Here is a 22406-nt window from a genome sequence, read left to right as displayed (position 1 = left end):
GGTTGCGGGCGTGTTTGCCGTTTCAGCAGCGAGCGGCCCGGCGTAAGCGGGCTGTGTCTTGGCCCACCCAGACACGGCCCGCTTACGCCGGGCCGCTCGCCTTACTTGTTCCCCTCTTTCACCACCGGCACGACCGGATTCCCTGACTTCGCCCCTTCCGCGTTCACCTCGGCGTGCAGTCGCTTCATCTCGGCGGCCATCCGCTTCACTCGGTCCGGTTCGCTTGCGGCCAAGTCTTTCGCCTCGGCGGTGTCGGCGGTCAAGTTGTGTAACTCGAACTTGTCCAACGCGGCGTTTGCGAGCAGCTTCCACGGGCCGTCCCGCATCGCCACCGTCCACGGCTTGCTGATCGCAAAGTCGTACTGCCAGTAAAGCGGGTGCGGCCGCGAAACCGGCTTCCCGGCGAACGCCGGCGTTGCGTCAGCCCCATCGAGCGTTCGCACCTTCGGCAACTCGGCCCCCGCGACGGCGCAGAACGTCGGCAGAAAATCGACGTTGCACACCGGCTCCTCGGAAACTGTGCCCGGCGTCACGCGGCCCGGCCAGCGGACGATGCCCGGCACGCGGAGGCCGCCTTCGCTCGCGTGCAGTTTCATCCCCTTCAGCGGCCCCGGCGAGCCGAGCGAGCGGTTGGCCTTCGCATAGCGGAGGTGCGTCTCCGGGCCGTTGTCGCTGCTGAACACGACGAGCGTATTGTCCCGCAGTTTGTGGTCGTCGAGGTACTTCAAAAGCTTGCCGACGGCCGCGTCCATCTGTGACACGTCGGCGTAGTAGTGCCGGTGGTCGAGGTCGGCTTCGTTCGGGTACAGCTTCAGAAACTCGTCGGCCGCCATCACCGGCTCGTGCGCCTCGTGGAACCAGAGGTTCAGGAAGAACGGCTTTCCCTTGTTCGTGTCGAGGAACTGCATCGCCTCGGCCACCACGACGTGCGACGACGGCCCTTCGAGCGGCCCGGCCTTCTTGCGGTTGCGGACGAAATTCGTCGGGTTCAGGTGGTTCGGGGCGGCGTTGTTCTGCGTGGCCAGCCAGTGGTCGAACCCGGCGTCGCCGGGTGTGCATTCCTTGCCGTTGAACTGACTGTTGAGGTGCCACTTCCCCGCGTGGCAGGTCTTATACCCGGCCTTCTGAAGCAACTGCGCGACCGTCACTTCCTCCGGCCGCAGGAAGATGCCGCTGGCCGCGGGAATCCAGTCGCGGATGCCAAGGCGGTTGGGGACGCGGCCGGTCATCAGCCCCGCCCGCGACGGCGAGCAGACCGGCGCGGCGGCGTAGCAATGCGTGAGTTTCACGCCGTCCTTCGCGAGTTGGTCAAGGTTCGGTGTCAGCACCTTCGGGTGCGCGAAGCAGCCGAGGTCGCCGTACCCGAGGTCGTCGCAGAGCAGCACGACGATGTTCGGCTTCTCAGCCGCAGCGACAGGGGTGGCGAGAAGGACGAGTGCGAGGAGGCAGAGACGCATGAGGAACCTCAAATGCATTGGCAGGGGGACATCAGCCCCTCAATTTCTTTTGGAACCCAGAGCGGAAGCGACGGGGTGTGGGGCGGAGTGCATCACCCCGTCGCTTCCGCTCTGGGTTCCAAAAAACGAGTCACTTCATGCTCTTGTCACGGGCCGGCTTGAACTCGTCGCCGGCCACCCACGTCGGCAGCGTGTCGGCGTTGGCTGCCGCGACGGCCACGTCGCGGGCGAAGCTCACGAGCGTTGGGAAGCCGCTAAAGTCCCAGTCGGTCTTCAACTCGTCTTGCGGCGTGTGGTACGCCTTATCGGTGAACTCCTGGTGAGCCTTCTTCGCGAAGTCGGCCGGCTTGCCCTGCACCTTCCCGCCCGCTCCGACCGAGAACGCCGGCACTCCGGCACGGGCCATCGAGAAGTGGTCGGAGCGGTAGAAGATGCCCAGGTGTGCCCGCTGGTCCGGCTCAATGGCGAGGTGGTTCTTCGACGCCATCTCCTGTACGATCGGGAACGCCGTCGTTCGCTCCGCCCCGGTGACGACCACCGATTCCGGCACGCCCAGCGGCAGCACCATGTCGAAGTTCAAGTTGATCGCCGTCTTCCCCAGCGACACGGTCGGGTGATCGGCGTAGAACTTCGAGCCGAGCAAGCCCTTCTCCTCGGCCGTCACCGCCAGGAATAACGCCGACCGCTTCGGCTTCGGCGACAGCTTGGACCACTCGCGAGCCAGTTCCATCAGAATCGCGCAGCCGGTTGCGTTGTCGGCCGCACCGTTATAGATCGAATCGCCAATCACCGCCCGGCCGACGCCGAGGTGGTCCCAGTGAGCCGTGAATACGACAGCCTCGGACTTCAACGCGGGGTCGCTGCCTTCCGCGCTGCCGATGACGTTGTTGCTGACGAGCTTTTCGACTTTCGTCGGGAACTCGCCCTTCACCTTCACGCCGAGCGGCACGGCCTTGAACCCGCGGGTGTCGGCCTCCTTCAAGGCACTGTCCACGGTGCGGCCGGACAGGGCGAACAGTTTCTCCCCGGCCGAGCGCGACAGCCACCCGGCGAACGTCAACTGTGGGCTGCCTGGGTCGTGCTTCAGTTGCTCCCCTTCGAGCCGCTTCACGACCGAGTACGGGTAGCCGGCCGTTTCCGGCGTGTGGATGATGAAGCACGCCTTCGCGCCGCGGCGGGCGGCCTCCTCGAACTTGTAGGTCCACCGGCCGTAGTAGGTGAGCGCCTTGCCGCCGAAGAACTTCGGGTCGTCCGACGGCGGCTCGTTGGTGAACAAGACGACGACCTTGCCCTTCACGTCGATGTCCTTGTAGTCGTTCCAGTCGAACTCCGGGGCGGTGATGCCGTGGCCGAGGAAGACGGCTTCCGCGTCGACCGCCGCCGCCTCGCGCTGCGTGTGGGTGATGCCGGCGAACTCTTCCTCGATGCGGAAGTTCAGCGTGCGGTCGCCGGCGGTTGCCGTCAGGGTCGCCGACGGATCGGTGGTGATTTTCAGCAGGGGCACCGCCTGGAAGAACGTGCCCTTCTCGCCGGCGGGCTTGAGGCCGGCCTTCGTGAACTCTTTGACGAGGTACTCGGTGGTGAGTTCCTCGCCGCGCGTGCCCGGACCGCGGCCTTCGAGCCGGTCGCCGGCGAGGTACGCCACGTCGGCCTTCATCCGCTCGGCACTCGGCCCCTCGGCCGCGACTCGGCCGGCCATTGCGAGCAGGGGAATCAACAAGTGGTGGACACGCATGGATGGTTTCTCGCGAAGGTCGGAGAGTGCGAGTCATCTTACGGAGGCCGCCCCGCGTGAACCTTCCGCCCGCCCTGCGTGTCCCTCGCTTCGCCTGGTGGCATCGCCGGGAACTGTCGCCCTGGTGTCGCTCGTTGTGGCGAAAAGATCGCGAATCGCGGTTGGGCAGGCCGGCCCGGCAAACCCGTAGGTCGCTCGTCGCGACCGGGAGTTTGCGTGATCCCTTGAAGAAGACCCACATCAACGTCGGCACCATCGGTCACATCGACCACGGTAAAACGACCCTCACGGCCGCGATCCTCGCGGTGCAAGCCCAACAGGGCCTCGCCAAGATCAAAGACTACCACGCCATTGCGAAGGGCGGCACCCGGCGCGACGACACGAAGACCGTGACCATCACGGCCTCGCACGTCGAGTACGAAACCGCCACGCGGCACTACGCCCACATCGACTGCCCCGGCCACGCCGATTATGTGAAGAACATGATCACCGGGGCCGCCCAGATGGACGGGGCGGTGCTGTTGCTGTCGGCCGTGGACGGCCCGATGCCGCAGACCCGCGAACACGTCCTGCTCGCCCGGCAGGTCGGCGTTCCGAAGATCGTCGTGTTCCTCAACAAGATCGACCTCGTTGACGACCCCGACCTGATCGACCTCGTTGAACTCGAAACGCGGGAGTTGCTCACGCGGTTCGGCTTCGACGGCGATGCCGTGCCGTTCGTTCGGGGCAACGCGAAGGGGGCACTCGACCACCCGAAGGATGCCGCGTTCACCCGCTGCATCGCGGAGTTGTTAGCCGCCCTCGACACGTCCATCCCGGAGCCGGTGCGGGCCATCGACCGGCCGTTCCTGATGGCCGTGGAAGGCATTCACACGATCGAGGGCCGCGGCACGGTGGCGACCGGCAAGATCGAACAGGGCACGGTCAAAATCGGCGACAAGGTCGAAGTGCTCGGGCTCGGCGACGTGGTGGAAACCGTCGTCACGAGCGTCGAAGCCTTCAAGCGGGTCGTCGAAGTGGCCGAGGCCGGGCAGAACGTCGGCGTCCTGTTGCGGGGCGTGCGGGCGGACCAGGTGCAACGCGGGCAGGTGATTGCTGCCTTGCGGAGCATCCAGCCGCGTAGCCGCTTCCGCGCGGAACTGTACGTGCTGACGCAAAAGGAGGGCGGCCGTCACACGCCGTTCTTCACGGGGTACAAGCCGCAGTTCTACGTTCGCACCACGAACGTGACGGGCGAAGTGCAACTGCCGGGCGGGGTCGAGATGGTGATGCCGGGGGACAACACGCGGGTGGAAGTCCGCCTGGAGAAACCGATCGCCCTCGAAGCCGGCAGCCGGTTCGCCATCCGCGAGGGCGGCAAGACCGTGGGCAGCGGCAAGGTGAGTGAAGTGCTGGCTTAGTTCGATGAAGGGGTGAGCGGGTGAAGAAGTGAAGTGGTGAGAAAACCGGTCGCCACCGGGTTTCGGTTTATCACCCCATCACCAAGTCACCTGTTCATCCCTTCATCTTCATCGGTCCTCACACGAACTTCATGTCCCCTCGCCGTCCGCGTTCGCATAATACCCGGCACCCACCCGGAGCACTTCCCATGCGGACCCTTGCCTTGTTCGTTTTGCTCGGCCTCGTTGCCGTCGCACAGGAACCCAAAACCCCGCCGCCGGCCCGCGTGCTGCCGGGGCTTCAACGGGACGGCTTCGTGCAGTTGCCGAACGGCTGGAAGCTCAACGCGACCGGCAAGCAGATCGACGTGGGCGACTTCCCCGTGAACATCCAGTTCCACCCGACCGGGCAGTTCGCCGCGGTGCTGCACAACGGCTACCGCGATCACGAAGTCGCCATCATCGGCCTCGCCGACACGACGCGGAAGATCGTGTCGCGGGTGACGATGCCGCAGTCGTTCACCGGCCTCGCGTTCTCGCCGGACGGCAAGCAACTCTACGCCAGCGGCGGCGAGTTCGACCGCGTCCACGTCTGGGACTTCGACAAGGGCCTCCTGCACAACGCCCGCACGATCAGCATCGCCGAGGAGAAGGGCCGCATGGTCGCGGGCGGCCTGTGCCTCGACACGACCGGGAAGGATCTCTTCGTGGCGGCCGTGTGGGCTGACGCCGTGGTGCGCGTCCCGCTCGACAACCCGGACAACAAGGTCGTCATCCGCCTGACCGCCGCCGAGACGAAGCCGGAAGTGCCGCTCGGCGACCCGCCCAGCCCGCCGGACAACCGTCGGGAAGTGGACAAAGACGTGGCCGACGACATGAGCAAGGGCGTCGTGAAGGACAACTCGTTCCCGTACACCTGCCTCGCCGAACGGTCCGGCCGGCGGCTGTTCGTGTCGCTGTGGGCGAACGCGAAGGTCGCCGTCATCGACCTGGAAACGAACAAGGTCGTTGCCGGCTGGCCGACGGCGGCCCACCCGACCGAGATGGCCCTGTCACCGAACGGCAGGACGCTGTTCGTCGCGTGCGCCAACTCCACGAAGGTCAGCGTCTTCGACACCGCCACCGGCGAGACGGTGCAGACGATTCACTGTGCCCTCTACCCGCAGGCCCCCAGCGGCAACACGCCGAACAGCCTGTGCCTGACGCCCGACGGCGAGATGTTGTTCGTGGCCAACGCCGACGCGAACAACCTCGCCGTGTTCAACGTCGCCGACCCGAAGGCCGTGAAGCCGCTCGGCTTCATCCCCACGAGTTGGTACCCGACGAGCGTCCGCTTCAACCCGAAGGACAAGACGCTCTACGTGGCCAACGGCAAAGGCCGCGTCTCGAAGGCGAACCCCAGCGGGCCGAACCCGGAGAAACCGACGACGACCATCGAGTACATCGGCAGCCTCTTTTCCGGCACCGTCAGCACGATCCCGCTGCCGACGCCGGCCGACATGGCGAAGTATTCGAAGGTCGCGTACCAGTGCAGCCCGCTGAACAAGGAGAACGAGCCGCGAGCCGAGGGCGTGGCCGCCGACAACCCGATCCCACGGAAGGCGGGCGACAAGTCGCCGATCAAGCACTGCATCTACGTCGTGAAGGAGAACCGCACCTACGATCAGGTCTTCGGCGACATCAAGGCGGGCAACGGCGAGCCGTCGCTGTGCCTGTTCCCGGAACAGGTCACGCCGAACTTGCACAAGCTGGCGACGGAGTTCGTACTGCTCGACAACACCTACGTCGAGGGGGAAGTCTCGGCCGACGGGCACGAGTGGAGTATGGGGGCCTACGCCACGGACTTCGTCGAAAAGATGTGGCCGCTGAGCTACCGCGGCAGTCCAAAGAAGACGTTCGGCTACCCGGCCGAGGGGGCGATGGACGAGATGGCCCGGCCGGCCGGCGGCTACCTGTGGGACCGGGCGAAGGACGCGGGCGTGAGCTACCGCAGCTACGGCGAGTGGATCGAGAACGGCAAGAAGAAGGCCGACGGTACCTTCGAGGACGGCCGGGCCACGGTGAAGGCGCTCGAAGGCCACTTCGACCCGAAGTTCCGCAGCTACGATCTGGACGTGACCGACCAGGCTCGGGCCGATCGGTTCATCGAAGAACTCGCCCGCTTCGAGAAGGAGGGCACGTTCCCGCGACTCACGATCATCAAGCTGCCGAACGACCACACGGCCGGCACGCGGGTCGGCAAGCCGACGCCGAGCGCGATGGTGGCCGACAACGACCTGGCCCTCGGTCGCATCGTCGAGGCGGTGAGCAAGTCGAAGTTCTGGAAGGAGACGGCCATCTTCGTGATCGAAGACGACGCCCAGAACGGCCCTGACCACGTGGACGCCCACCGCGTCGAGGCGCTGGTGATTTCGCCGTACACGAAGCGGAAGTTCGTGGACTCGACCATGTACTCGACCAGTAGTTTGTTGCGGACGATGGAACTGATCCTCGGCCTGAAGCCGATGAGCCAGTTCGACGCGGCCGCCCGGCCGATGTACCACTCGTTCTCGGCGACGCCGGACTTCACCCCCTACACGCACGCCCAGGCGAAGGTGGACATTAAGGCCCTGAACAAGCCGGGGGCGGTCGGCGCGGCCTTATCGCAGAAGCTGAACCTCGCGAAAGAGGACCAAGCCGACGACCTGCAGTTCAACGACATCATCTGGAAGTCGGTGAAGGGGGCGAACAGCCGGATGCCGGCCCCGGTGCGGGCGGCGTTCTTCGTCCCGGTGAAGCCGAAGAAGGACAAGAAGGACGATGACGACGACGATTGACGGCGGCCGCACTTCGGCTTGCACGATTCGGCGGTTCGTGCGGTAATGGGGTACTCATGGATGAGGACCACCCGATGCCGCGAGACGTGATTCCCTTCCGAGCCGGGCCGAGCCGACGGCCCGGCGTGCAAGCCGACGGGCCGAACGTCGCGTTCGCCGCCCTCGGCCTGCTGCGGAAGCTCAACGACACACTGGCCGCCGCGGTCCCGTTCCGCGACGCCTGCCGGGCGCGGGAACGGAAGGCCACACGCTGGGGCGTGCCGCCCCTGTTCTTCTTCGCCGGTTCGAAAGGCCAGGAACGCCCGGCCGCCCGGCCGAACTTCCTCGCCGACCGCTTCACGGTCCCGACGGCCCGCCAGATGCCGATCGGGGCGAGGGCGTGGGCCGACCTCACCGACCTGATCGACGACGCCTTCACGGCCTGTGCCGCCAGCGTGGAAGTCCGCCGCGTGGCCCGTGCGGTGCCGCAACTGCGCGACCGGCTGGCGAGTTTCGCCGCCAACCACAATGCCTGTCACGAGTTCGCGGCCCTCCTCGCCGCGACCGACGACGTGATCGTCACGGTGCTGTACCCCGCGGCCCGCGCCGGCTTCCGCTTCCAGTTGCAGGGCATCGTGAACCTCGACCAACTGCACGTCCTTCTGGCCGACGCCGCGACCGGCTCACCGACCCGCGGCTACTTCCCCGGCACCGCCCCCGATGCACGGGTCGCCGACGCTTACATCGACCAGCCGACCGACCCCGCCGCCGAAATCGCGACCGCGAGCTACCAACTATTCCGCCCTAACGCCCTGCGAAGCGACGGCACACTGCCGACCGGCTTCGACGGGGCCGCGAACTGGCTGTGGGGCCACGAATCGCCGCATGTGATTCCGACGGTCCTCGGCGAGCGCGTGCTGCTGCTCGGCGAGGCCACGTACCCGCGACAGTGGCCCGTCGGCCGCAGGTTCTCGGCCCTCAAGGGCGAACTGCACCTGCTGCGAATGCTGCCGCGCGAGGAAGTGGACGGGTGGGTGGAGCGAATCACGAAGCAGCCGCAGAACCGAGAGATGAAGCGGGCGGCGTGACGTCAACTCGTCTTGAGCCGCGTAGCGGGTCGGCCATCGACCGGCCGTTGGCCGACCCGCTACGCGGGAAATGAAATCGAAACTAACGATCGACCGGCTTCTTTGGGATCGCCTGTTTCGCCTCGTTCCAACACTCTTCAAAGATGTCCTTGCCAAACTTTTCTCGGATGCGGGGTTCGGAAACAGAATTGTAGCCGTCCACGTACCACTCCAGGTCTTGCGTGACGACACACCCCGCGACGACATTCATCTTGACCCCGTACCGCTCTCGGAGGAGTCGGCTGTACTCCCCAATCTCCGGGGGCGGATAGCCGAAGACTTTGATTTCGTCATGACCGGCAACTCGATCGGCATACGCCGCGAATAATCCCCGCGGATACGCCGAGAAGAACCAGCCCACAAACGTCAGTAAGACGAGGCCGACGAGGCTGAGGAAGAATCGCTTTTGGAATCGCGTCATTTCGCTCTCCCCGCTCGATCACCGCCGCAACAAGAACTCCTTCGCGTTCACCAGTCCCCAGGTCACGTCTTCCCACCCGGTGCGGCGGTCCTTTTTCGATTGCACGTAGTCGAGCAGTTTACTCTTCTCCAACTCCGTCGGGAAGCGGCTCAGGGCCGCGAGGTAGAGTTCGTCCAACACCTCCTCGTCGGTCAGTTTCTGGTCGAGCAGTTTGCCGATGCGGTTGTCGTCGCGGCGGAGCATGGCGTTAATCTGCTCGCCATTAATCATCTGGAACGCCTGCAACAGCCCGGCCTCCTCGCTCCGCTCGCAGTCGCACGTCAGCAGGCGCTCCGGCTTGCCGAAGACGCGGAGGAATCGCTCGCTCATCGACGCCGCCCCGCGACGGCCGCCCGTGCCGGCCTGCGACATCGCCGGCACGGCCCCGGCCCGCATCCCGCTGGGGTAGCCGGCGAATTGAGGGTTGACGCCGAAGACGCGGCTCACGCCGTCGAGCAGTTGCTCGGCTTCGAGCGGTTGGATCAAGGCGTGCGAAAAATGCGTGCTATCGGTCGAGTTGCGGTCGTTGGTGCTGCTCGAAAGTTGGTACGTCCGCGAGAGCAGAATCGTCTTCACGAACGGTTTGAGCCGGAAGCCACCGGCCTTGAACGCAGCCGCGAGGTGGTCGAGCAGTTCCGCGTTCGAGGGCGGGTTCGCCACCTTGAAGTCGTCGTCCGGCTCCACGAGGCCGCGGCCGAGGAGGTGGAACCAGACGCGGTTCGCCTGCGCCTTCGCGAAGAACGGGTTGTCCGGGGCCGCGATCCACTCCGCGAGCATCCCGAGGCGGTCGTCGTCGTCCTTCGGCGAGCGGTCATCACCGAGCGTCTTCGGCACGGCCACGCCGCCGGTTCGCGGCAGGGTCGTCTCGCCGCTGCGAGCAGTGAAGACGACTTGCTCGCCGATAAACTCGTGCTTGTCGAGGTCGTCCTTGCGGCTGTTGTTCAGAAGGCGGTACTGCACCCGCGGGAAGAACGCGGCGAAGCGGTGGTAGTCGTCCTGCGTCCAGCGGTCGAACGGGTGGTTGTGGCACTTCGCGCAGCTGACCCGCACGCCGAGGAAGACTTGCGCAACGGCCTCCGCCCGTGCTTGCGGGTCGCGGACGGCCCGGTAAAAGTTCGTCGGCGGGTTCTCGTAGGTACTGCCGCGGGCGGACAGGATTTCGCGTGCGAATTCGTTCAGCGGCCGGTCGGCGGCGAACCAATCCTTGATCCAGCGGTGGTAGACCTGCACGCCCTTCTTGTCGAGCGACTTCTCCTCGTTCCGTAGCAGGTCTGACCACTTCATCGCCCAGTATTCAGCGAACTCCGGCCGGGCGAGCAGCGCGTCGATCAGCTTCTCACGCTTGTTCGGCGACTTGTCCGCGAGGAATTTCCGCACGGCGTCGGCTGTCGGCAGCGTACCGCAGGCGTCGAGGGACGCCCGGCGGATGAAGACTTCGTCCGCACACAACCCCGACGGCGGGATGCGCAGTTCCAACAGTTGCTTCGCGACGAGGGCGTCGATGCGATTGTTCGATTTCAACACCGACACGTCCGGCACCGGCGAATCGGGAATGAATGCGACCCGCACCGGCACTTGTTGGCCGAGGTAGCGGACGAGGATGACCGTCTCGCCGTCCTGCTCCTTTTGCACCTCGCCGCTCGGCAACACCTTCACGACGCCGAGGGTGGTCGTCTCGATGGCCACGAGGGTGGTCACATCGCGGGTCGAGCCGTCGGCGAAGTGGGCCGTCGCAGAAAACTGGAACGAGGTCTGCGAACCGCGAAGAATCTGTTGCGTCGGCGTCACGATGAGTTTCGCCAACTTCGCCGCGGTGTCGGTGTCCGTCGGGCAACCGGCAGCGACCCACTTCCGCAGGATCGCGTACTCTTCGCTCGCCGGCGGGAAGCGAACGCCCCCCTCGTGCGGCACGCTGCCGACGGCCTTCTTGAGCAGCAAGCTCTCGCCCGGCGAGGCGGTGTCCACGCGGCGGCCCATCGCCCCACGGGTGAGGGCGGCGAAGTCGAACGCGGGATCTTCGCCGCGGAGCGAGAGCTTGAGGCCGCCCTTGCCGTTGAGGTTGCCGTGGCACGCCCCCATGTTGCACCCGGCCCGGCTGAGAACGGCCGACACGTCGTGCGCGAACGAGGGTGGCGGCTCGGCGGCGGCCGCGGGAAGCGTGAACGCGAACAGAGCGAGTGCGAGTCGGATCGGCATGGCGAAGAGCACGGGAGGAGGCGGGACCGGCGGCGGTAGTAGTATCGTCTCACGCCGAGGGGTGATTTCAAGAGAAAAACGACGAGCCGGGTTCGGCGGCCGCGGAAATCCAATCATCGGCCCGACTCACCGCCACCCCCTCAAAGGTCGATTTCGCGCGAATTGCCCGGCACGGCTGACGGTCTCGAACTAAAGTTGTCCTTCGAAACCGTGAATCGGGGAGTAGCATGATCCGCTGGATCGTTTGGATCGTTCTGAGTTGCATTCTGTGTGGGTCCACGGTCGTCATCATCGCGGCCGTGAGCGTGATCGTGAAGAAGCCGTCGCTGCTGCCGGCCGCCGACTCGCCGCCGCCCGCCCTGGAGAACGTCGGGCCGCCGGTGGACGAACAGGAGGCCATGCAGTTCGGCCTGCAACTGGAAGCCGCGGCCGCGGGCCGGGACAAGGCCGCGCTCGATCGCCTGGCCCCGATGGAAGCCCTGTACAACCGGGCGGTGAGCGACATGGACACGTCGCGCCTCTCGCCGGACCTGCGCACCGCCTTCGTCCGGCGGTTCACCAACGAAATCGGAGGCTTGATCGCCGGTGACGGGTCGTACAAACTCGTCCGCGTTCACACGGTCGACGGGCGGCCGCGGGTGTTCTTCCGCATCCTGAACGGCAAGGGCGGACTGAACTACCACGACATCTTGCTCGCCCGCACGGCGACCGGGCAGGTCGTGCTGGAAGACGTGGGCGTTATGACGATGGGGGAGACGCTCGGCAAGACGATGCGGCGGCTGACCATCGACAGTTTGACCGCGGGCCAGCGGGGAACCCGGTCCGAGCGAATCCAGCTCATGGAAAAGCACGCCAAGGAACTCGTCGACTTCCACGCGAAGGTCCGCGAGGGGAAGGCCGGCGAGGCGATGGTTGTCTACCGAAGACTGCCGGACGTGCTCCGCAAGGACAAGGACACGCAACTGATCGCCCTCGGAGCGGCCCTCGCCATCAGTGACGAGGCCCACGTCCGCGAGATCGAGGCGTACCAACAGGCTCACCCGGACGACCCCAACCTCGACCTGATTTCGCTCGACCTCTACCTGCTGACGCGGCAGCACAAGCAATCGCTGAAGGCACTCGCCGCCATCGAAAAGACCGTCGGCGGCGACCCGTGCGTCGACGCGATTCGGGCGACCGTGTTGGCCGAGACGGGCAGGTTTGCCGAAGCCCGGACAGCAGCCGAACGGGCGATTCGGGAGGAGCCGACGCTGACGGAAGCCTACTGGGCGCGGATCGCGGTCGCCATCGGCGAGCGCGACCACCCGGCGGCGCTAAAGTGGTTCAAGGCGATCGCCGAGAAACGGCAAGTCACCCTGAACTTTCCGGCGATCGTTCAAAGCCCGGAGAGCAAGCCGTTCGCCCGCTCGCCGGAGTTTCAAGAGTTGAAGGCGTGGTACGCGAACCGCGGTCGATAACGGCCCACGCACGGTTTTGCAAACGCGCGTGCGGAGGGCGATCCCTCCGCACGCCGTAGGTCACTCCGGCGGCGGCGTCTTCCCGGCCGCCCTCCACATCTTCTCCCAGTTCTCGCGGTCCTCGGCATCGGCCTTACGGAATGCGCTCTGGAATTCCTCGGCCGTCATCGGCGCAGGTCGCGGGGGGAACAGGGCACTCACGACCAGCCAAAGGCCGCCGGCACTCACCCCCAGCACGACGGCGACGGCCGCCACTTTTTGCCAGAGCGGCCAGGATTCAGTTGTCATTATTGAGTACCTCCCCGCCGTTCCGCGTGGCCAGGGCGCGGAACATCGGCCCGGATGCGTTGGTGTTGACCGGCCCCTGGCTGGGGGCCGCCGTCCCGACCGGGTACTGGTTTCCGGGCGTGGCGTCGCCGTTGATCCGGTCGGTAATGAACCGCACCGACCCGTCGGCCATCGTGAAATTGCACCCGCCGGTGTGGTTGGAACGGAAGGCGTGGAAGTAACTCCCCCAGAACATCGAGGTGCCGGCACTGCTGTTGGTGACGTGCGTGTTCAACTTGTTGCCGGCCAGCGTGGGCAGCGTCTGGTAGGTGTCCACCCACGTCGGCGGGGAGAGGTGCGCCGTCGGTGCCCCGGTGAACTCGTCCCGGATCACGCCCCACCGTTCGCCGAAGGCCAGCGTGTTCGACGTGCCGTCGGTGATGCTCATCAAGGACACCACCTGCCCGCCGCCGCCGGAGGTGCAGGATGCCGCGAAGTCAAAGATGCCGTCGAAGTACTGCCGATCCTTGGGGTAGTACACGCAATAGTAAGCGGCCGGGTCGTTTCGGGCGCAGTTCGCGGCCCACCCGTAGTTCTGCGTCCCGGAGTTGATGCCGTACGACATGTAGGTCGCTGCCGCGCCGTCCGGCGGACGGTCGGACGGGCAAAGGTAGGCCGCGATCGACTTTGTGCGGATCTCGGTGTTGGTCTCGTAGCTCGGCTGTTCGAGGAACGGCAGCAGGAGCATGAACGGGTTCCGCTTTGCGGGGCACGCGCCGGTAGTGGCGGGCGGCGGGCTGAACTTGAAAAAGTGCGGTAGCGCGTTGAACTGGTCGTGGAAGTTGTGCATGGCGAGGCCGATTTGCTTTAAGTTGTTGGTACACTTGATCCGCGCCACGGCCTCGCGGACCTTTTGCACGGCGGGCAGGAGCAGGCCGATCAAAATTGCGATAATCGCAATGACGACCAGCAGTTCAATCAAGGTAAACGCAGAACGACGACGGCTCACGAGAGCGTCTCCTCAAAAAGTGGAACAGATGTGAGTTGCGTTGCGTGCGAGCAAATCGTGCGAGGATAGCACGTTGCGGCGGAAGCGGAGCAGACTCGGCGGATCTTATTGAGACTTAATCTCGATAAGATAGAGTTGTTTTAATCTTTGCTGAGCCGATGGCAAGGGGATGCGATGGTGGCGCGAATATTTTTGCGGGCGGAACTTGGTACGACGAAGTGACGTACCGGGAGCGTATTCGACTCCCACCCTCTCAATGGGAAGGGCCTGGGAGGCGTTCCCAGCTGATGACCGTCACCGTGTAGATGATGTCGCGCAGTGTTCACGAGTGGCGTGGAACCGCCGGAGAAAGCCGACGCGGCGCTGGAAGGCATTCTGGATCGCGTTTGGCGGGAAGTGCGGTAAAACATCAACGGCGAGGGTCACGCTTGCGCCGCGACCCTCGCCGTTGATTTCAGAGGAAGCGTTCGACGGCCGACTAGACCTTATCAACTTGCCAGAATTCGAGGTTGTCGATCTTCACATCGCGGCCCCAGAACTGGACCTTCACCGTGATCTTCGGCGTTTCCGATTCGTCCTTCGCCTCGGCGATTTCCAGCACTTCACCCTCGGTGCCGGCGAACGCACCGTCGCGGAGACGGACCTTGTCGCCGCGTTCCAGGTCGATCTTCACCTTGATCTTCTTCGGACTGCCCTTCATGTTCGGGGCGTCCTTCGCAGACACCTCGTTGCCGAGCATCCGCTGGACTTCGTAGTCGGTCATCGGGGCGGGCGGCTTGTTCGGGCCGCCACCGACGAAGTCACCGACGCCGGGCGTTTCGCGGAAGAGGTACTGCACCTGGTCGTTGAACTCGACCTCGGCCATCAGGTAGCCGGGGTACTTCTTCTTTTCCTTGATGACCCGCTTTTCCTTCGTCACCTTTTCGCCGTCTTCGTTCTTCTTCGTCGTCTTCTTGATTTCGGTGACGCGCTCGACGGGGATCACGATCTGGCTGATGAACGGCTCCAGCCCTTCGATCTTGATGTTCCGCTCCAGACGGGCCTTGATCGAGTCTTCCTGGCCGCTGGCCACCTTCACCACGTACCACTTCTTCTTATTCTCCGCTTCCGGTGCAACCGGGGCCGCCGACGTGGGTTCGGGGGTCGGGGCTGCGTCTTCGACGACCGCCTCCGCGGCCGAGGCGACGGCCGCCTTCGGCTTCTTCACCTTCTTCGGGGCGTGTTCGGTCGGGGAGTCGTCAGCCGTCAGCGGCACGGCCGCCAGAGGTTGCGGCGTCGGGGCCGGCTCATCTGCGATAGGGGTGGGGTGTTCGGGGGCTTCGGCGACGGATTCCGGGGCAACTTCGGCCGGGACAACGTCCGCCGTGCGTTCCGGTTCGGCGGAAGGGGGAACCACTTCGGCGGTGGGCGTCGGGCTAACGTCTTCGGTGGTCATTGGTCACTCGTGGAATGTTCCGCCGCGGGCATCGATTACCACGGCTGCTTCAGCCCGGTTTCGTCAGACTGCTTCGCCTTGTTCGGGTCGGCCTTCGGCAGAATGTGCAGGAGGTCCGAGAGGAACCAGCCCCAGAACAGGTCGATGACGAGCAGGAACAGGGTCAACAGGAGCGTCGTGATGAGCACGACGATGGTGTCTTGGACCAGCCGCTTGCGCGACGACCACGACACCTTGTTCATCTCGGCTTCGGTGGCGATCAGGAAGTCGGCGAAGGTCGGGATGTTGATGGCCCGCCACGCCAGCCACAGCGTCGCGAGTGCGAGCACCAGTGGCACGGAGAACTGCGCGTCGGTCATGGCGGTCAGGCTCGGCAGGCCGAACGGCATGGCGTAGACGAGGTCGCCGGTCGACAGCACGTCGCGGTGCATCATCGACCAGACGCCGCTGAGGCCGACGAGCAGGATGCCGATCATCGTGTACTGCCGCATCCGGCGGCCTTGCGTGCGCTTGTAGGCGGTGGTGTGGAGCCACCCTTGTTCTTCGATGGTGTTCATCGTGTCGGTGCCACGCTTGGACGCCAGAAAGCGAACGCCCAAGGCCCCCAACCCGGCGGCCACCACGGCCCCGGGGATGTCGCCGAAGTTCAGGGCGACGGCCCGCACGAGGAAGAAGAACGCGATGACGACCGAAATCACCAGGAAGATACCACCGCGGAGGCCCCTGGGCGGGTTCGCCCCGGCCATCTTGCCGCCGAGGAACGCCAACCCGCCGACCACGGCGACCTGCGCGAGAATCTTGATGAACGCCGTGACGAACGTGTTGCCGAGGGTCACGCCCTGGAAGAGCTTCGGCACGACGGACCCGGCCACGACGATGCCGCCCAAGATGAACGCGGCCCCGATGACACTGCCCACGAGCAGGCGGGTGGTTTCGTTCGCCGGGGGCGTCTGGGTCGGGAGTGGTTGAATGGCAGTGGTGGCCATGTCCGTCCTTTGGTCCGTCCTGGGGCAGTCAACGGGTCACGGGCAACGGCTCTCTCGCTGCCCGCCGCTCTGTCGGCCGATATTGTAAGCAAAACCCCGCGTTCCGGCGAACACGGGGTCGGGCGTAGTCTTGGGAAGCAGGTGCGGAAGGAATCGAACCTTCAACCTGCGGTTTTGGAGACCGCTGCTCTGCCAATTGAGCTACGCACCTGTGGCAGTTGCGAGCAACGAATAGCGAGAGAAAACCCGGCACCCCAATGGATGGGACGCCTCACCATCTTCTTCTCGCCACCTCTTCGCCCGCAACTCGTCACTCACAACTCGCTACTACTTCTTCGCCGCCGGGGCGGCCACCGTGTCGGCGAGGATCTTCGTCACGACGCCCGAACCGACGGTCCGGCCACCTTCGCGGATGGCGAAGCGGAGGCCTTCGTCCATGGCGACCGGCATGCCGTCCATCAGGTTGACCGTCACCTTGACGTTGTCGCCGGGCATGCACATTTCGACGCCCGCCGGCAGGGTGATCGAGCCGGTCACGTCCGTCGTGCGGAAGTAGAACTGCGGCTTGTACCCGCTGAAGAACGGCGTGTGGCGACCGCCTTCTTCCTTCGACAACACGTAGATGTTGGCTTCGAAGTTCGTGTGCGGGGTGATGCTGTTCGGCTTGGCGATGACCTGACCGCGTTCGATGCCGTCGCGGTCGATACCGCGGAGCAGCACGCCGACGTTGTCGCCGGCCATCGCGAAGTCCAGGGTCTTCTGGAACATTTCGACGCCGGTGATGGTCGTCTTGACGTTGTCCTTGCGGAGGCCGATGATCTCGACTTCGTCGCCGACCTTGCCCTTACCGCGTTCGACGCGGCCCGTGGCCACCGTGCCCCGGCCCTTGATCGAGAACACGTCTTCGACGGCCATCAGGAACGGCTTGTCCTCTTCGCGGACCGGCACCGGGATGTAGCTGTCCAGAGCCTCCATCAGTTGGTCGATCGACTTCGAGCCGGGGCCGCTGTCGTTGCTCGGATTTTCCAGGGCGTCCTTCGACTGGCCGCGGATGATCGGCGTTTCGTCGCCGGGGAAGTCGTACTTCTTCAGCAGTTCGCGAACTTCGAGTTCGACGAGTTCGAGCAGTTCCGGGTCGTCGACGGTGTCACACTTGTTGAGGTACACCACGATCTTCGGCACGCCGACCTGGCGGGCGAGGAGCACGTGCTCCCGCGTTTGCGGCATCGGACCGTCGTTGGCGGCGACGACGAGGATCGCCCCGTCCATCTGGGCCGCGCCCGTGATCATGTTCTTGATGAAGTCGGCGTGGCCGGGGCAGTCGATGTGGGCGTAGTGCCGGTTCGGCGTTTCGTACTCGACGTGCGAGACGGCGATCGTCACGGTCTTGTTCGCGTCGCGGACGGTCCCGCCCTTGGCGATGTCCGAGTAGCTCTTGATGGCGGCCAGCTTCTTGTGCCCTTGGCGGGCGAGAATCGCGGCCGTGGTCGTCGTCTTGCCGTGGTCAATGTGGCCGATCGTGCCGACGTTCACGTGCGGCTTGGTCCGCTCGAATACACCCTTCGCCATCGCAATTCTCCGAAGTAGATGACCCGTGGAGGTAGGTCGTCCTGTTGTCAGTCGTTGGCCACCGCCCCACGCGGCAACCGCTACCCGCCGTTCGAATGGTTGTTAATCGTACGCCGTCAAGCCTTCGACAACCCTTCTCAGCCGAAAGCTGCTGATGGGACTTGAACCCATGACCTCCTCATTACCAATGAGGTGCTCTACCACTGAGCTACAGCAGCAAATAGGGGATAAACTCCCTCGGCCGATTTTATCGGCTCTGAGAGTGATACGAGGGGCTAGGCCGTTCGGCCAGAGCGGGCGATGGGATTTGAACCCACGACATCTTGCTTGGAAGGCAAGAGCTCTACCGCTGAGCTACACCCGCAGTTTGAAATGCGGAATGTGGAGTTCGGAATGCGGAATAAAAACAAAAACGTCCGTTGAGGTCTTGGTTTCAATTCCGAATTCCGCGTTCCGAATTCCGCATTTGCCCGACAGTGGGTAGGGAGGGATTTGAACCCCCGAACTCCGAAGAGGCCAGATTTACAGTCTGGTGCAATTGACCGCTCTGCCACCTACCCGTGAATCGTCTGCCCTTTGGCCAGAGCCAGCTGTGGGACTTGAACCCACGACCTACGGTTTACAAAACCGTTGCTCTACCAGCTGAGCTAAGCTGGCGGAATGAACCGCCGGAGAGTCAAAGTAGGGCGGCCGGCCCCCGTCAGCAAGGGCAATTCGCGTCGGCCCACCATCTCGGGCATCATACGAACCGCCGTACCGATGGGAAATGGACAGCGTGAAGCGGCGTGGGTTCGCGTGTTGGCGAGCGTCGCGGTGTAAGCGCGCCGTGTCTCCCCGAGTGAAGACCACGGCGCGCTTACACCGCGATGCTCGCCCTTGACACAGAAAGTATCGACTGGACAGGCCCACTGGCCTCCGATAACTTTGCATCACAAAGAATCCGAGGCGTTCCTATGGTTGCCACGACCGAAAACGGCATGTCGTTTCTTCTTGCAGGGGGAGTGCTGTTCGTAGTCGCTGGAATTGCGATGCTGCTCCGCGACACCCGCAGCTTGGCCTTCGGCCCGCGGTGTCGGGCGATTGGACGACAAATTTGGAATGGCTTCATTCGGCTGCTTCCGAGTCGGAAGTGCGTCAAGGTCTTGCTGACGTTTGTCGGCATGTACGCTGTGACTTTCTCTGGGAGCGGCTTGGTCTGCTACGGGATTCTACGATGGTACGCCTCAACACTTCCGGTCGCCACAGAAGCATATGAAGGCTTTGGCGACGCGATGATCCTCCTATGGTGGGCAGGCATGGCCTTTTGCGGGTGTCAGCTCATCGCGTTCGTAATTGCTCTCGTTGTCGCTTCTCGAACCTACGATCGCCTCTTCCCGCCCGCCCCAATTCAAAACGTCTGATTCCTGAGGTGCCGTTTCTTCCCATTTTTCAAATCCCCCGCCCGCGTTCGCGAATACTACAACGACAGACACTGATGTCTCTTCGTTTCCCGAGGCCACCGATGCGGTTCACCTACCGAACAGGCGAACGCCCGCTCGCCGGGTACACCGTGAAGCGCGGCGTCGGCAAGGGCGGGTTCGGCGAAGTCTATTTCGCCGTCAGCGATTCCGGCAAGGAAGTCGCCCTCAAGCTCCTCCGCGGCGGCTCCGACGTCGAGATGCGCGGCGTCGCGAATTGCTTGAATCTCAAGCACCCGAACCTCGTTCACATCTACGACCTGAAGGAAGACTCCCACGGCGACAAGTGGCTCGTCATGGAGTACGTCCTCGGCGAGAGCATGGCGCAGGTCATCGACCGCCACCCGAACGGCCTGCCGGTGAACCTCGCCGTCGAGTGGTTTCAGAGCCTGGCGCGGGCCGTCGCGTACCTGCATGATCACGGCGTCGTCCACCGCGACTTGAAGCCGGCGAACATCTTCCTCGAACACGGCAGCCTGAAGGTCGGCGACTACGGTCTGTGCAAGGCGATGAGCCTGACGAACAAGCAGCAGACGCGGACCGTCGGCACGGTCCACTTCATGGCCCCGGAGATTTCGAGCGGCAACTACACGAAGTCGATCGACATCTACGCCTGTGGGGTGATGCTCCACGAGATGCTCACCGGCAAGCTGCCGTTCGACGGCGAGAGCGATGGCGAAATCCTGATGAAGCACCTGACGGCCACGCCCGACCTGACCGGCGTGCCGGAGCCGTTCAAGGCGGTGATCTTGAAGGCGCTCGACAAGAACCCGCAGAAGCGGTACGCGACGATGACCGAGATGGCGAAGGCCGTGGACGCCGCGTACCCGACGCAGCCGGTGACGCCGGCCCCGCCGATGGCGAAGTCGGTTCACCCCGAACTGATCGCCCCCCCCACGCCGGCCGAGAAGCCCCCCGAGGCCGTGCCGGTCGCGACCCTGCTTCCGAAGGCGGTTCCCGTGGCCCAACCGATCGCACCCCCCGCCCCGCCGAAGTCGATTCCGCTGGCACTGCCGATCAGCACCGAGACGCCCTCGCGCGGCGGCACATTCCGCGATCGGCTGACCGACTTACTAGGCTCGCTGTTGCAAGCGCCGCTGGTGGTGGCCGTCGGCATCATCCCGTGGATGGCCGTCACCCGCACCGCCGACTGGGCGACCATCGGCCGGATGGGCCTCATCTCGCTCGCCGTGACGTGGGCGATGCTCTTGGCGTCCGGCGGCGCGAGGTACAAGAAGGGCGACACCTGGGGCCGCCGCCTGCGGTTCGCGTCGCTCGGCCTCGTCATCGGCCTGTTCGCCTTCTGGCTGGAAGGCTGGATCGGTCCGTCGCTAGACAGCGGGTACGACGAATCGCCGACGACGAACTCGTACCTCTTCGGCTGGGTGAACCTGCCGGCCCGCTCGGTGCCGATGGTGTCGGGCTACGCCCTCTACTTCGCGTGCGTCTTCGGCGCGGCCCGGTGGTGGCGGATGGCCGCCCGCGACCGCAAGGAGCGGTTCAGCCTGTTCCCGCCGTTCGTGGCCGCCTTCTGGGGCCTGGTGCTGTCGTTCCTCTGGCCGTGGCACTCCGCGAACGTGGAATTCGCCCTCATTCCGTTGGTCCTCGGCACGATTGCCGTGCAGTGGGTCAGCCCGTGGGTCGCGCCGCCCCCGCCGCTGCCGAAGAAACTGAAGTGGCGAACGCGATAATCAGGGATCAGGAGTCAGGGGTTCAGGAGTCCGATGAAAGAGGTGGCCGTCATGTTTCCGAATCGAACTGCTCGCGTTCTGGGCTGCCTCGCGCTCGCGTGTCTCGCGTTCGGCTTGACGGGTTGCCACGCCAAGCCGCGGCCGGCGAAGCCAAAGCCGGTGGCGAATGAGCAAGCCCCGTCGCCGAAGGCTGTTGGCGAAGACGGGAAGGCGGTCGATCCCGAATCGGTCGTCGGCCCGCCGGTGTTGCGGGAAAAGATCGCCGCCGCCCGCACGGTCGGCCTTCAGCCGGCGGTCCGCCTGCCGGCCATCCGCAGCAGCAAGCCACACACGAGCAAGGAGGCCGCGCTGACCGACGCGCTGACCGTGGCCCGCACCGAGTTGATGAAACAACTGGACCAACTCGACCCGCCGATCCACGCCCGCCCGTGGCTGGTGAAGATGAAGACAGAGTACGTGAAGGGCGAGGTACGGCCCGTCCCGCCAACGGATGAGGAGAAGACCGCTATCAAGGCCAACGGCCTGAACCCGAACGTCTACTGGGTGGAAATCGACCTGGAGCTAACCGAGGACCAGGTGCAGCAACTCCGCTCGACGGAGCGCGTGACCGACGCCTTCCGTGGTGGCGCGATTCTGTTCGCGTTCCTGGCCGCGATCTACGGCTTCCTGCGCCTCGACCAGTGGACGAAGGGCTACCTGACGATGTGGCTCGGCCTCGCCGCCGGCCTCGCCGTCGGCGGCGTGGCCATGCTAGTGCTGGCATAACGCCCACAGGACGTTCCTGTTTTCCGGCCTGAAGTGCCGGTTCTGTCAGCCCAGGTCGGAGTCGCGAAGCGACGGAGGCCTGGGTACGACCACCACCCACCACCAGCCCTGAAAGGGCGGCTCATTCAGTCCCACACATATCGCTCGTCCCATTCGATCTCGTATCGCCGCAACCACTCGCGAAACTCATCCTCCTGGTACGTCTGCTTCGCATGGTGCTCGGGCTGCCCAAGAATGTACGCGCGAACCGCGTCCACATTCGACTGGCTGACCGAGAATGCCCCGTATCCCGCCTGCCAGTGGAAGTCGCCCTTCGGACATTTCATCTGGTTCACCCACGCCGACGAGGACGACTTGATCGTCCCGACCGCGTCCGCGATGGTGATGGTCCGGCCGAGTTAGAACAACAGATGAACGTGGTCTGCCACCCCGCCGACGATGAGCGCCTGACAGCCCGCGTTGTTGGCTGCTCCGCTGAGGAGTTGGAACAATTCTTCCCGCCACGGGTCGGCGATGAGCGGTTGGCGGTTGTGCGTGGAGAAGACGGCGTGGACGTAGATCTTCGCGAGGGATTGGGCCATCGGTGTGTTTCGAATGAACGGCCCTTTCAGGGCCGATTGC

Annotated in this window: 16 protein-coding genes, 5 tRNA genes and 1 pseudogene; 7 read left to right on the top strand and 15 right to left on the bottom strand. The window is 64.7% G+C overall.

Annotated features, from left to right (window positions below):
- Window positions 1–101: 101 nt before the first annotated feature.
- Window positions 102–1457 carry a sulfatase-like hydrolase/transferase gene (locus PX52LOC_RS10330; protein ID WP_149110019.1) on the bottom strand — a complete coding sequence of 452 codons (1356 nt, stop codon included), beginning with the start codon at window positions 1455–1457 and terminating at the stop codon, window positions 102–104.
- Window positions 1458–1587: 130 nt separating this feature from the next.
- Window positions 1588–3192 carry a M28 family peptidase gene (locus tag PX52LOC_RS10325; protein ID WP_149110018.1) on the bottom strand — a complete coding sequence of 535 codons (1605 nt, stop codon included), beginning with the start codon at window positions 3190–3192 and terminating at the stop codon, window positions 1588–1590.
- Window positions 3193–3416: 224 nt separating this feature from the next.
- On the opposite strand from PX52LOC_RS10325, the gene tuf (PX52LOC_RS10320) reads away from it, so the two are divergent.
- The 3 genes from tuf (PX52LOC_RS10320) to PX52LOC_RS40375 all read left to right on the top strand — a co-directional run bounded on the left by tuf (PX52LOC_RS10320) (window position 3417) and on the right by PX52LOC_RS40375 (window position 8454).
- Window positions 3417–4592 (top strand): elongation factor Tu, encoded by a 1176-nt coding sequence (gene tuf, locus PX52LOC_RS10320; protein WP_390637020.1) that lies wholly within the window; start codon window positions 3417–3419, stop codon window positions 4590–4592.
- Between the two features lie 188 nt (window positions 4593–4780).
- A complete protein-coding gene (locus tag PX52LOC_RS10315; protein ID WP_149110016.1) occupies window positions 4781–7387 on the top strand; it encodes an alkaline phosphatase family protein in 2607 nt (868 codons plus the stop codon).
- 74 nt (window positions 7388–7461) lie between these two features.
- Complete coding sequence (locus PX52LOC_RS40375) at window positions 7462–8454, top strand: hypothetical protein (RefSeq protein ID WP_168218909.1); 993 nt, start codon at window positions 7462–7464, stop codon at window positions 8452–8454.
- Between the two features lie 82 nt (window positions 8455–8536).
- Here PX52LOC_RS40375 and PX52LOC_RS10305 read toward each other — a convergent pair whose 3' ends face one another.
- Both PX52LOC_RS10305 and PX52LOC_RS10300 read right to left on the bottom strand, forming a co-directional pair.
- The gene (locus PX52LOC_RS10305; protein WP_149110015.1) at window positions 8537–8914 is read right to left on the bottom strand and encodes a hypothetical protein; all 378 of its coding nucleotides are present in this window, start codon (window positions 8912–8914) and stop codon (window positions 8537–8539) included.
- Between the two features lie 18 nt (window positions 8915–8932).
- Window positions 8933–11149, bottom strand: coding sequence for a DUF1549 and DUF1553 domain-containing protein (locus PX52LOC_RS10300; protein WP_149110014.1), 2217 nt, complete (start codon window positions 11147–11149; stop codon window positions 8933–8935).
- A 227-nt stretch (window positions 11150–11376) separates the two neighbouring features.
- Here PX52LOC_RS10300 and PX52LOC_RS10295 point away from each other — a divergent pair, with 227 nt between their 5' ends.
- Window positions 11377–12606, top strand: coding sequence for a hypothetical protein (locus PX52LOC_RS10295; RefSeq protein ID WP_149110013.1), 1230 nt, complete (start codon window positions 11377–11379; stop codon window positions 12604–12606).
- 60 nt (window positions 12607–12666) lie between these two features.
- Here PX52LOC_RS10295 and PX52LOC_RS10290 read toward each other — a convergent pair whose 3' ends face one another.
- From PX52LOC_RS10290 to PX52LOC_RS10245, 10 genes are all read right to left on the bottom strand, one after another.
- Entirely contained in the window at window positions 12667–12894 is a 228-nt protein-coding gene (locus tag PX52LOC_RS10290; protein ID WP_149110012.1) for a hypothetical protein, read from the bottom strand.
- Window positions 12884–13882, bottom strand: coding sequence for a DUF1559 domain-containing protein (locus tag PX52LOC_RS10285; RefSeq protein ID WP_149115463.1), 999 nt, complete (start codon window positions 13880–13882; stop codon window positions 12884–12886). The genes PX52LOC_RS10290 and PX52LOC_RS10285 overlap by 11 nt, the downstream gene beginning before the upstream one ends.
- Before the next feature lie 478 nt (window positions 13883–14360).
- Window positions 14361–15317, bottom strand: a complete 957-nt coding sequence (locus PX52LOC_RS10280) for a transcription termination/antitermination protein NusG (protein ID WP_149110011.1) — start codon at window positions 15315–15317, stop codon at window positions 14361–14363.
- 35 nt (window positions 15318–15352) lie between these two features.
- Window positions 15353–16303: a preprotein translocase subunit SecE gene (gene secE / locus PX52LOC_RS41925; RefSeq protein ID WP_218575321.1), complete on the bottom strand. Its 951-nt coding sequence runs from the start codon at window positions 16301–16303 to the stop codon at window positions 15353–15355.
- A gap of 138 nt (window positions 16304–16441) precedes the next feature.
- A tRNA-Trp gene (locus tag PX52LOC_RS10270) sits at window positions 16442–16514 on the bottom strand.
- A 116-nt stretch (window positions 16515–16630) separates the two neighbouring features.
- Window positions 16631–17872 carry an elongation factor Tu gene (gene tuf, locus PX52LOC_RS10265; protein WP_149110010.1) on the bottom strand — a complete coding sequence of 414 codons (1242 nt, stop codon included), beginning with the start codon at window positions 17870–17872 and terminating at the stop codon, window positions 16631–16633.
- A gap of 146 nt (window positions 17873–18018) precedes the next feature.
- A tRNA-Thr gene (locus tag PX52LOC_RS10260) sits at window positions 18019–18090 on the bottom strand.
- Window positions 18091–18164: 74 nt separating this feature from the next.
- Window positions 18165–18236, bottom strand: a tRNA-Gly gene (locus PX52LOC_RS10255).
- 113 nt (window positions 18237–18349) lie between these two features.
- Window positions 18350–18432: transfer RNA gene (locus PX52LOC_RS10250), tRNA-Tyr, on the bottom strand.
- Between the two features lie 24 nt (window positions 18433–18456).
- Window positions 18457–18529, bottom strand: a tRNA-Thr gene (locus PX52LOC_RS10245).
- A 296-nt stretch (window positions 18530–18825) separates the two neighbouring features.
- On the opposite strand from PX52LOC_RS10245, the gene PX52LOC_RS40370 reads away from it, so the two are divergent.
- The 3 genes from PX52LOC_RS40370 to PX52LOC_RS10235 all read left to right on the top strand — a co-directional run bounded on the left by PX52LOC_RS40370 (window position 18826) and on the right by PX52LOC_RS10235 (window position 21785).
- Window positions 18826–19272 carry a hypothetical protein gene (locus PX52LOC_RS40370; protein ID WP_168218908.1) on the top strand — a complete coding sequence of 149 codons (447 nt, stop codon included), beginning with the start codon at window positions 18826–18828 and terminating at the stop codon, window positions 19270–19272.
- Window positions 19273–19373: 101 nt separating this feature from the next.
- Complete coding sequence (locus tag PX52LOC_RS10240; protein WP_168218907.1) at window positions 19374–21020, top strand: serine/threonine protein kinase; 1647 nt, start codon at window positions 19374–19376, stop codon at window positions 21018–21020.
- A 51-nt stretch (window positions 21021–21071) separates the two neighbouring features.
- Window positions 21072–21785, top strand: a complete 714-nt coding sequence (locus PX52LOC_RS10235) for an undecaprenyl-diphosphate phosphatase (protein ID WP_149110008.1) — start codon at window positions 21072–21074, stop codon at window positions 21783–21785.
- Between the two features lie 125 nt (window positions 21786–21910).
- Here PX52LOC_RS10235 and tnpA read toward each other — a convergent pair.
- Window positions 21911–22366 (bottom strand): annotated as a pseudogene (gene tnpA / locus PX52LOC_RS42380) (IS200/IS605 family transposase).
- Window positions 22367–22406 lie beyond the last annotated feature (40 nt).

The sequence above is a fragment of the Limnoglobus roseus genome, assembly GCF_008254045.1.
In the GTDB taxonomy this organism is placed as follows: domain Bacteria; phylum Planctomycetota; class Planctomycetia; order Gemmatales; family Gemmataceae; genus Limnoglobus; species Limnoglobus roseus.
This window is presented reverse-complemented; position numbering and strand designations above follow the sequence as displayed.